Origin of the sequence: Kitasatospora sp. NPDC059973 (assembly GCF_042737525.1) — a bacterium.
Classification (GTDB): domain Bacteria; phylum Actinomycetota; class Actinomycetes; order Streptomycetales; family Streptomycetaceae; genus Kitasatospora.
Genome location: NZ_JBHWUI010000230.1, coordinates 1 through 10,023 on the forward strand (window position 1 = coordinate 1; position 10,023 = coordinate 10,023).

General features: G+C 71.0%; 7 protein-coding genes. 1 reads left to right on the top strand and 6 read right to left on the bottom strand.

Translation table 11 applies throughout. The features are described from left to right. Positions 1-46: 46 nt before the first annotated feature. The 6 genes from ACFWA9_RS35905 to ACFWA9_RS35930 form a co-directional block, all read right to left on the bottom strand. Positions 47-763 carry an ABC transporter ATP-binding protein gene (locus ACFWA9_RS35905; protein ID WP_329487190.1) on the bottom strand — a complete coding sequence of 239 codons (717 nt, stop codon included), beginning with the start codon at positions 761-763 and terminating at the stop codon, positions 47-49. After that, positions 760-1,602 (bottom strand): ABC transporter ATP-binding protein, encoded by an 843-nt coding sequence (locus ACFWA9_RS35910; RefSeq protein ID WP_352290389.1) that lies wholly within the window; start codon positions 1,600-1,602, stop codon positions 760-762. Before ACFWA9_RS35910 ends, ACFWA9_RS35905 begins: the two co-directional genes overlap by 4 nt. Before the next feature lie 8 nt (positions 1,603-1,610). Continuing rightward, the gene (locus tag ACFWA9_RS35915; RefSeq protein ID WP_380393170.1) at positions 1,611-3,545 is read right to left on the bottom strand and encodes a branched-chain amino acid ABC transporter permease; all 1,935 of its coding nucleotides are present in this window, start codon (positions 3,543-3,545) and stop codon (positions 1,611-1,613) included. A gap of 5 nt (positions 3,546-3,550) precedes the next feature. After that, positions 3,551-4,480, bottom strand: a complete 930-nt coding sequence (locus tag ACFWA9_RS35920; protein WP_352290247.1) for a branched-chain amino acid ABC transporter permease — start codon at positions 4,478-4,480, stop codon at positions 3,551-3,553. Positions 4,481-4,609: 129 nt separating this feature from the next. Then, entirely contained in the window at positions 4,610-5,839 is a 1,230-nt protein-coding gene (locus ACFWA9_RS35925) for a branched-chain amino acid ABC transporter substrate-binding protein (protein ID WP_352290249.1), read from the bottom strand. Between the two features lie 586 nt (positions 5,840-6,425). After that, on the bottom strand, positions 6,426-6,905 hold the full coding sequence (locus tag ACFWA9_RS35930) for a hotdog fold thioesterase (RefSeq protein WP_329487187.1): 480 nt from the start codon (positions 6,903-6,905) through the stop codon (positions 6,426-6,428). 382 nt (positions 6,906-7,287) lie between these two features. On the opposite strand from ACFWA9_RS35930, the gene polA reads away from it, so the two are divergent. Then, on the top strand, positions 7,288-9,987 hold the full coding sequence (polA, locus tag ACFWA9_RS35935; RefSeq protein ID WP_329492072.1) for a DNA polymerase I: 2,700 nt from the start codon (positions 7,288-7,290) through the stop codon (positions 9,985-9,987). The last annotated feature ends 36 nt before the right edge of the window (positions 9,988-10,023 follow it).

Genomic DNA, 10,023 nt, shown 5'->3' on the forward strand with positions numbered 1-10,023 from the left:
GCAGCGCACGCTGCCGGGCCCTTCCACGTGCCGCCCGGGCGGGAGGTCAGTCCTCGCCGAGGTAGGCCTTCCGCACGGACTCGTCGTGCAGGAGGTCGGCGCCGGTGCCCTTGAGCACGATGCGGCCGGTCTCCATCACGTAGCCCTGGTCGGACAGCGAGAGCGCCGCCTGGGCGTTCTGCTCGACCAGCAGGATGGTCGTGCCGCTGGCCTTCAGCTCCACGATGGTCGCCATGATCTTCTGCATCATCAGCGGGGAGAGGCCCATCGAGGGCTCGTCCAGCATCAGCAGCTTCGGCTGGGACATCAGGGCCCGGCCCATGGCGAGCATCTGCTGCTCGCCGCCGGACAGGGTGCCGGCGGCCTGCTTGCGCCGCTCGCCGAGGATCGGGAAGAGGCCGTAGGCCCGCTCGACGTCCGCCGCGATGCCGGCCGTGTCGGTGCGCAGGAACGCGCCGAGCAGCAGGTTCTCCTCGATGGTCATCCGCGGGAAGATGTGCCGGCCCTCGGGGGAGTGGGCGAGCCCGAGGGCGACGATCTTGTGGGCGGGGACGGTGGTGAGGGCCTGGCCGTCGAAGGTGACCGTGCCGCCGGTGGGCTTGAGCAGGCCGGACAGGGTGCGCAGGGTGGTGGTCTTGCCGGCGCCGTTGGTGCCGATCAGGGTGGTGACCTCGCCCTGGTTGACGGTGAAGCTGATGCCCTTGACGGCTTCGATCTTGCCGTAGGCGACGCGGAGGTCCTTGACCTCGAGGAGTGCGGTCACTGGTCGGTCTCCGTTGCTGCGGGGGCGGTGCCTTCGAGCGGTGCGCCGAGGTAGGCGGTGATGACGCGTTCGTCGCCCTGGACGGTCTCGCGGTCGCCTTCGACGATCTTCTGGCCCTGGACCAGGACGGCGGTGCGGTCGCACAGGTTGAAGATGAACCGCATGTCGTGCTCGATGACGAGGATGGAGATGCCCTTGTCACGGATGGCGAAGACGAGTTCCTCGGCGGCCCGGGTCTCCTGCGGGTTCATGCCGGCGGTGGGCTCGTCGAGGAGCAGCAGGCCGGGGTCGGAGGCGAGGGCCCGGGCGATCTCCAGCTTGCGCTGTTCGCCGTAGGGGAGGTTGCGGGCGAGGTGGTCGGCCTTGTCGGCGAGTCCGGTGAACGCCAGCAGTTCCATGGCGCGGGCGCGGCTCTCGGCTTCGGCGCGGTGGTAGCCGGGGCCGCGGAGGATGGCGGAGAAGATGCCTTCCTTGGTGCGGCTGTGCCGGCCGACGAGGACGTTCTCCAGGACGGTCATGTTGGCGAAGAGCCGGATGTTCTGGAAGGTGCGGGCGATGCCGGCCTGGGTGACGAGGTGGGGCTTGGGCGGCAGGACGGTGCCGCGGTAGGCGACGCGTCCCTCGGTGGGGACGTAGAGGCCGGTGAGGCAGTTGAAGAAGGTGGTCTTGCCGGCGCCGTTGGGGCCGATCAGGCCGATGATCTCGCCTTCGCCGACGGTGAGGGAGACGTTGTTGACGGCGGTGAGGCCGCCGAACCGCATGGTGACGCCGGAGACTTCGAGCAGGGGCTTGGCGGGGCCGGGCCCGGAGACGGCGGCGGGGGCGTCGGTGGTGGTCATCTGGCTGGTCACGCCCCTGCCTTGGTGAGGGCGACGGTGTCGCCGGAGAGCTGCGCGGGGATCGCGGCCTCGTGGAATTCCAGCTGGTTGCGCCGGTTGGGGATGAGCCCTTCGGGGCGGACGCGCATCAGCACGATGAGGGCGATGCCGAAGGCGAGCAGCTGGTAGTTGGAGAGGAATTCCAGCTTCTTCGGGATGAGGAAGAGGAGGGTGGCGCCGGCCAGCGGGCCGCTGATGGTGCCCATGCCGCCGAGGATGACGGCGGCGAGCAGGAAGGCGGAGTTGGGCGGCAGGGCCTCGGCGAAGGTGTACTGGTCGGGGGTGACGGTGTAGCTGACGTGGGCCTGGACGGTGCCGGCGAGGCCGGCGAGGCAGGCGCCGAGGGCGAAGGCGAGGAGCTTGAGCCGGAAGCCGTTGATGCCCATGGCCTCGGCGGCGGTCTCGTCCTCGCGGATGGCGACCCAGGCGCGGCCGATGCGGGAGTCGCCGACCCGGGCGAAGACCAGCACGACGAGGGCGGTGACCAGGAGCATCAGCAGGTAGTAGTTGGAGAACCGGCCGAGTTCGACGCCGAGGACGGTGTGCGGCTTGCCGAGGTCGAAGCCGAGGATCTGGAGGTCGGGGATCCGCGGGATGCCGTTCGAGCCGTTGGTGATCTTGGGGCCGGTGGTGCCGTTGAGGTTGAGCATGGTGATGCGGAAGATCTCGCCGAAGCCGAGGGTGACGATGGCGAGGTAGTCGCCGCGCAGCCGCAGGGTGGGGGCGCCGATCAGCACACCGAAGATCATCGACACCACGGCGCCGGTCAGCATCGCGGCCCAGAAGGGGAACTGGACGTGGATCGGCGAGGCGGGGGAGCCGGAGACCAGGGCGGCGGCGTAGGCGCCGACGCCGAGGAAGGCGACGTAGCCGAGGTCGAGCAGGCCGGCCAGGCCGACGACGATGTTGAGGCCGAGGGCGACGGTGGCGAAGATCAGGATGTTGGCGGCGACCGAGGTGTACTGGTCGCTGGTCTGGGTGAACGGGAAGCTGGCGGCGGCGGCGAAGGCGGCGCCGGTGGTGACCGGGCGGTACTTGACGGTCAGCGCGCGCAGCCGGGCCAGCAGGCCGCCCTTGGCCAGGGCGGGGACGACGGCGGCGGCGAGCAGCAGGTAGGCGGTGAAGAGTTCGCCGTACTCGGTGTCGATGCCGAAGGTGATCGCGAACAGGCCGACGGCGAAGGCCAGCACGATGAGCAGGACCTCGGCCCAGGAGGGCAGTTCGCGGGCGGCGGGCAGTGGCCGCTCGACGGTGCCGAGGCGGAGCGCGCTGTTGGCGAGGTGGCCGATCTGCAGGAGCAGGACGGCGGCGGCGGCGATCACCAGGGCGCCGGCGAGGGCGGTCAGCACCGGGGCGACGGGCTTGTCCTCGGGGACGGCGTGGGTGGCGAACCAGACGACCGGGGCGGCGGGGAGGAGCAGGAACAGCCGCCGGTCGAGGATCCGCACCGGGACGTGGGTGCGCCGGTCGAGCGGCAGGCCGAGGGCGCCGACGACGGCGAGCAGCGAGCCGAGGGCGGCGACCCAGCCACCGGGGTCGAGGTTGGCGAGGCCGCCGAGGTCGACCGCGATGGCGATGACGGAGAACCAGCTGACGGCGAAGGCGCCGGCGGCGGCGAGCAGGACGGCGTTGTGGCTGCGGGTGGGGGCGGCCCAGCGCAGGCCGCGGACGCCGTGGGTGGCGAGCAGCAGGGCGAGGGTGAGCAGGCCCGCGGTGAGGGCGAGCCACTGGAGGCCGGCGGGGGAGCCGTAGTAGGTGAGGTCGCCGGGGAACTCGTCGGTGTACGTCCAGGACATCAGGGCGGAGCCGGCGGTGGCGAGGGCGCCGAGGCCGGTGAGGAGGGCGGCGGCGCGGGCCGGCAGCGGGATGACCGGGGTGGTCTCGGTGGTCGAGGTGGTGGTCATGGTGCTCACGCCCTGTCTGCGACGCGTTCGCCGAGCAGGCCCTGGGGTCGGACGAGCAGGACGAGGATGAGGAGTACGAAGGCCCAGACGTCCTTCCAGGCGCCGCCTCCGAAGAGGTGCATGCCGGGCAGGTGCTGGATGTAGCCGGTGGCGAGGGCTTCGGCGAGGCCGAGGGCGACGCCGCCGAGCATGGCGCCGTAGATGTTGCCGATGCCGCCGAGGACGGCCGCGGTGAAGGCCTTGAGGCCGAGCAGGAAGCCCATCCGGAAGTCGACCTGGCCGCTGCGCAGGCCGTAGGCGACGGCGGCGACGGCGGCGAACGCGGCACCGATGGCGAAGGCCATGACGATGATCCGGTCGGTGTCGATGCCCATGAGCTTGGCGGTGTCGGGGTCCTGGCTGGTGGCCTGCATGGCGCGGCCGGAGCGGGTGCGGGTGACGAACCAGCCGAGGGCGAGCATGCAGAGCGGGGCGGCGATGATCAGGAAGATGTCGCTGCGCTGGACGGTGACGGAGCCGAGCTCGAACGGGTCGCCGGGGATCTTCGGGAAGACCCGGGCCTTCTTCGCGTCGGGGTAGAACGAGAAGACGAGCTGCTGCAGGACGATCGACAGGCCGATCGCGGTGATCAGGGGGGCCAGTCGGGGCGCGGTGCGCAGCGGCCGGTAGGCGAAGCGCTCGGCGGCGACGGCGGTGAGCGTGGAGACCAGGATGCCGGCTATCAGCATCAGCGGTAGGGCCAGCCAGAGCGTGGTGCCGCCGGGGAGGGCGAGGTAGGCGGTCAGGGCGCCGAAGCCGCCGACCATGACGATCTCGCCGTGGGCGAAGTTGATGAGCTGGACGATGCCGTAGACCATCGTGTAGCCGATCGCGACGAGCCCGTAGAGGGCGCCGAGGATCAGGCCGTTGGCCAGCTGCTGCGGTAGGTCGTGCACCGCTGGGCCTCCGTTGTGCGTTGCGTGAAGTCCGCGTGGGTGGGGGATGTGGGCACGCGCGGGGGCACTGGTGGCGCCCCCGCGCGGGATGACTCCGGTGTTGCGGGCCGTTCCTGACGGGTGGTCAGGTCAGCCGCTGAAGGTGCCGGACTTCTCCACGGCCCACTTGCCGTCCTTGACGGTGTAGACGGTGAGCTGCTTGTTGGTGGTGTCGCCGAACTCGTCGAAGGAGACCTTGCCGGTCACGCCGTCGAAGGAGACCTTCTGGACGGCCTCGACGACCTTGGCGCGGGGGTTGCTGGGGAGCTTGCCGCCGTTGTCCTTGACGACGTTCTTGACGGCCTCGATGATCGCCCAGCCGCTGTCGTAGGAGTAGCCGCCGTAGGTCTCGTAGGCGTCCTTGTAGCCGGCGGCCTTGTAGTCGGCGATGAACTTGGCGGCGGTGGGGAGCGCCTCGACGGGCAGGCCGACGGCGGTGGCGTAGTCGCCCGCGCTCTTGGGGTTGAGCTTGATGAAGTCGCCGCTCTGGATGCCGTCGCCGCCCATCAGGGGGATGGTGAGGCCGGCGTCCTTGAGCTGGAGGGAGAGCGGGCCGGCGGCGGGGTACTCGCCGCCGTAGTAGACGGCTTCGGCGCCGGAGCTCTTGACCTTGGTGACGACGGCGGCGAAGTCGCGGTCGTCGGGGTTGACGTGCTCCTCGCCGACGATGGTGCCGCCCTGCTTGACGAACTCGCCCTTGAAGGTGGCGGCGAGGCCGGCGCCGTAGGTCTTCTGGTCGTCGATGAGGAAGACCTTGGTCTTCTTGGCGTCCTTGGCCAGGAACTGGGCGGCGAAGGGGCCCTGGACGGCGTCGGTGGTGGCGGTGCGGAAGTAGGACTTGAAGGGGCGGGCCTTGTCGCCGCTGGCCCACTTCTCGCCCTGGCTGAGCGCGACGCCGGTGTTGGCGGGGGAGATCTGGACGAGGTTGGCGTCGTTGAAGATCTGCTGCATCGATTGGGCGACGCTGGAGTTCAGCGGGCCGACGACGCCGATGACGTTCTTGTCGGCGACCAGCTGGGTGGCGTTCTGCTGGCCCGGGGCGGGCTTGGCGGTGTCGTCGAGGGCCTTGATCTCGAACTTGACGCCGGGGACCTCGTTCTTCTCGTTGGCCTGCTTGACCGCGAGCTCGACGGAGTTGCGGATGCCGAGGCCGAGGGCGGAGAGGTCGCCGGTGAGCGGCGCGTCCACGCCGATGGTGACGGTGGTGGTGGCCCCGGCGTTGCCGTCCCCGGACTTCTTCTCGCCGCGGGATCCGCAGGCGCTGATGCTGAGGGCGCCGATCACGGCAATGCTCACGACAACTGCTGAACGGTGACGCACAGGGGTCCCCTTCGGTTCAGGAGGGCGCCGCGCCTGAGTGGCGGGAGCCGGGATGCGCAATGGGCCTGGCCCAATCCGGTGGCGCGGTGACTGGCCGTGACTCTAGATGCCTCTGGGCGGCTCGGGCAGTGCTGTGGCGAGGCTGTGATTCTCTTGTTATGAGCACACGGAGCGACCGTCTCACTATGTGGTCGTTCTGGCCCGATCGATCCTGTACTGACAGGCGTCTACTCGCTGGTAGGTGCATGTAAGGGCCAGAATTGCGGGTGACTCCTGGCCTCACCGATAATCGGACACGACTGTCCGCCGTGCTGGTGTCGGGCGTGTGCGTCCGAATATCGGACATTCCCGGGAATGGCGAAACACCCCCGGGTCGATGCGGGCCCGGAAGCGGTCGAAAGTTCGGATTTCCTACTTGTTACGCAGTGTTACATCCCTCGCAGTGCGCGCAAACGCGTCCGCCCCCTTGTCTGGACCAACGCCTGCCCAGGGCAGTCGAAGGTCAAACAAGGGGGCGGACAAGGGAATTGATGATCGGTCGGCCCGACCGGCGGGCGATTGACGGGTCGGCCGGGCCGACGGGGCGTCAGAGGTCGCGGAGCATGCAGGTCAGGCGGCAGCTGGTGATCCGCTTGCCGGTGTCGTCGGTGATCGCGATCTCGTAGGTGGCGGCGGTGCGTCCCTTGAACACGGCGGTGGCGACCCCGGTGATCAGGCCGGAGGTGGCCGAGCGGTGGTGGGTGGCGTTCAGGTCCACGCCCACCGCGTACCGGCCGGGGCCGGCGTGCAGCATCGCGCCGACCGACCCGAGGGTCTCGGCCAGCGCCGCCGAGGCGCCGCCGTGCAGCAGCCCGTACGGCTGCTGGTTCCCCTCGACGGGCATCGTGCCGACCACCCGGTCGCCGGAGGCCTCGACGACCCGGATCCCGAGCTTGTCGCCGAGGCGGCCGCCGGAGAAGGTGGCCGGGTCGACGCCGAGCTTCGCGAAGTGGTCCAGCACCTCCTGCGGGATGTTCAGGGCGGGGGCCGGTTCGGGGGTGGTCGCGCCGGGGGCCGCTTCGGTCATGGGGGAGCTCCTGCCGCTCGGGGGTCACGTCGTCGTGCTGCCTGTGATCGTACGACCGTCCTACTCGGCGGTAGTGATCGCGTGGGGGAGTTGGCGTGGCGGGTGCGCCCGGACCGTTCCCCGTCGGCCGGGACCCGTTCCCCCTCCCGGCCGGACCCGGCTCCTCGCGCGCGGGCGCGCCCGCGCGGGTGCGCGCCCGCCCGGTCACGCCCCCAGGCGCCGCACCGCGGGCCCGGCGCCCGGACCGCGCGGCGCCCTTTTTGTCGGTGCCGGGCCATAGGATCGGTGGCCGGTAGTGGAATCGGCAGGAACGGACGTTGACGTGGCTACGCAGAGTACGGACAAGGGCGCGGCGGGTGGCGGCGGGGCGCGGCCCCGGCTGATGCTGCTCGACGGGCACTCGATGGCCTACCGGGCGTTCTACGCGCTGCCCGTGGAGAACTTCAACACCTCCACCGGCCAGCCCACCAACGCGGTGTACGGCTTCGCCTCGATGCTCGCCAACACCGTCCGGGACGAGCGGCCCACCCACCTCGCGGTGGCCTTCGACCTCTCCCGGCAGACGTTCCGCTCCGTCGAGTTCCCCGACTACAAGGCCAACCGGGCCAAGACGCCGGACGAGTTCCGCAGCCAGATCGGCCTGATCGGCGAACTGCTGGACGCCATGCGGGTGCCGCGGATGACGGTCGAGGGCTTCGAGGCCGACGACATCATCGCCACCCTGGCCACCGCCGCCGAGGCGGCCGGCTTCGACGTCGACATCGTCACCGGCGACCGGGACTCGCTTCAGCTGGTCACCGACCACATCACCGTCCTCTACCCGACCAAGGGCGTCTCCGAACTCACCCGCTACACCCCGGAGAAGGTCGCCGAGAAGTACGGCGTCACCCCCCGCCAGTACCCCGACCTCGCGGCGCTGCGCGGCGACCCGTCCGACAACCTGCCCGGCATCCCGGGCGTCGGCGAGAAGACGGCCGCCAAGTGGGTCAACCAGTTCGGCTCCTTCGACGAACTCGTCTCCCGCGCCGACGAGGTGAAGGGCAAGATCGGCGAGAAGCTGCGCGACCACCTGGACTCGGTCAAGCGCAACCGCGTCCTCACCGAGCTGGTCCGCGACGTCGAACTCCCGCTCGCCGTCGCCGACCTGGAGCGCGCCGCGTTCGACCGCGAGGCGGTCGCCGGTCTGATGGAGTCGCTGGAGTTCCGCAACGCCAACTTCCGCGACCGGGTCTTCGGCATCGACCCGGCCGCCGCCGAGCCCGAGGCCGCCGTCGAACTCGCCCCCGGCGTCGAGGTGGACGGCGAACTGCTCACCGACCCGGGCACGCTGGCCGGGTGGCTGCGCGGGCACTCCGACGGCAAGGCCCCGGTCGCGCTGGCCGCCGTCTACCGGTGGGCGCTCGGCACCGGCGAGGTCACCGAGATCGCGCTGGCCGCCGGCGAGACCGCCGCCTGGTTCGACCCGGCGCTGCTCGCCGAGGAGGACGAACGCGCCTTCGCCGACTGGCTGGCCGACCCGGCCGCCCCCAAGGCCCTGCACATCGCCAAGCAGGTGATGCGCGCCTTCGCCGAGCGCGGCTGGACGATCGCGGGCGTCGTCGCCGACACCGCCCTCGCCGCGTACCTGGAGAAGCCCGGCCGCCGCACCTTCACCCTGGAGGTGCTCGCCGAGGAGTACCTGGCCCGTTCGCTCGCCCCGGCCGCGGTCGCCGAGAGCGGCCAGCTCGCCTTCGACGCCCCCGAGGAGCCGGACGAGGTCGACGCGGTGGCCGCCCGCGCCCAGGCGCTGATGCTCCAGGCCCGCGCCGTGCTCGACCTCGCCGCCCTCTTCGACACCCGCCTCGCCGAGGTCGGCGCCACCGAGCTGCTGCGCGACATGGAGCTGCCGATCGCCGCCCTGCTGGCCCGGATGGAGCGCACCGGCATCGCCGCCGACCGCCCCTGGCTCACCGGCCTGGAGGCCCAGTTCGCCACCGAGATCCAGCGCGTGGTGGAGGAGGCACACGCCGCCGCCGGCCACGAGTTCAACCTCGGCTCGCCCAAGCAGCTCCAGGAGATCCTCTTCGGCGAGCTGGCCCTGCCCAAGACCAAGAAGATCAAGACCGGCTACACCACCGACGCCGACGCGCTCACCTGGCTGGCCGGCCAGACCGACAACGAGCTGCCGGTCATCCTGCTCCGCCACCGCGACCAGGCCAAGCTGCGCACCACCGTCGAGGGCCTGCTCAAGACGGTCTCGCCGGCCGGCCGGATCCACACCACCTTCAACCAGATGGTCGCCGCCACCGGCCGGCTCTCCTCGCAGGACCCGAACCTGCAGAACATCCCGGTCCGCACCGAGGAGGGCCGCGCCATCCGCCGCGCCTTCGTCGTCGGCGCGGGCTACGAGGCGCTGCTGACGGCCGACTACTCCCAGATCGAACTGCGCATCATGGCCCACCTCTCCGAGGACGAGGCCCTGATCGAGGCCTTCGCCACCGGCGAGGACCTGCACACCACCGTCGCCTCCCAGGTCTTCGAAGTCCCCGGCGACGCGGTGGACGCCGAGATGCGCCGCAAGATCAAGGCGATGTCCTACGGTCTGGCGTACGGGCTCTCCGCGTACGGGCTCTCCCAGCAGCTCGGCATCAAGCCCGCCGAGGCCCAGGGCCTGATGGACACCTACTTCGAGCGCTTCGGCGGCGTGCGCGACTACCTGCGCCGGGTCGTCGACGAGGCCCGCGCCACCGGCTACACCGAGACCCTGCTCGGCCGCCGCCGCTACCTGCCGGACCTCAACAGCGACAACCGCCAGCGCCGCGAGATGGCCGAGCGGATGGCCCTCAACGCCCCGATCCAGGGCTCGGCCGCCGACATCGTCAAGATCGCCATGCTCCGGGTGGACGAGGCGCTGACCGCCGCCGGCCTCACCTCCCGGATGCTGCTCCAGGTGCACGACGAAATCGTGCTGGAGCTGGCGCCCGGTGAGCGCGAGCAGGTCGAGGCGATCGTCCGCGCGCAGATGGCCGGCGCCTACCCGCTGCGCGCCCCGCTCGACGTCTCGGTGGGCGTCGGCGCGAACTGGGAGGCCGCCGCGCACTGACGGCCGGCGAGAAGGCGGTGGGCGCGGTCCGGATCG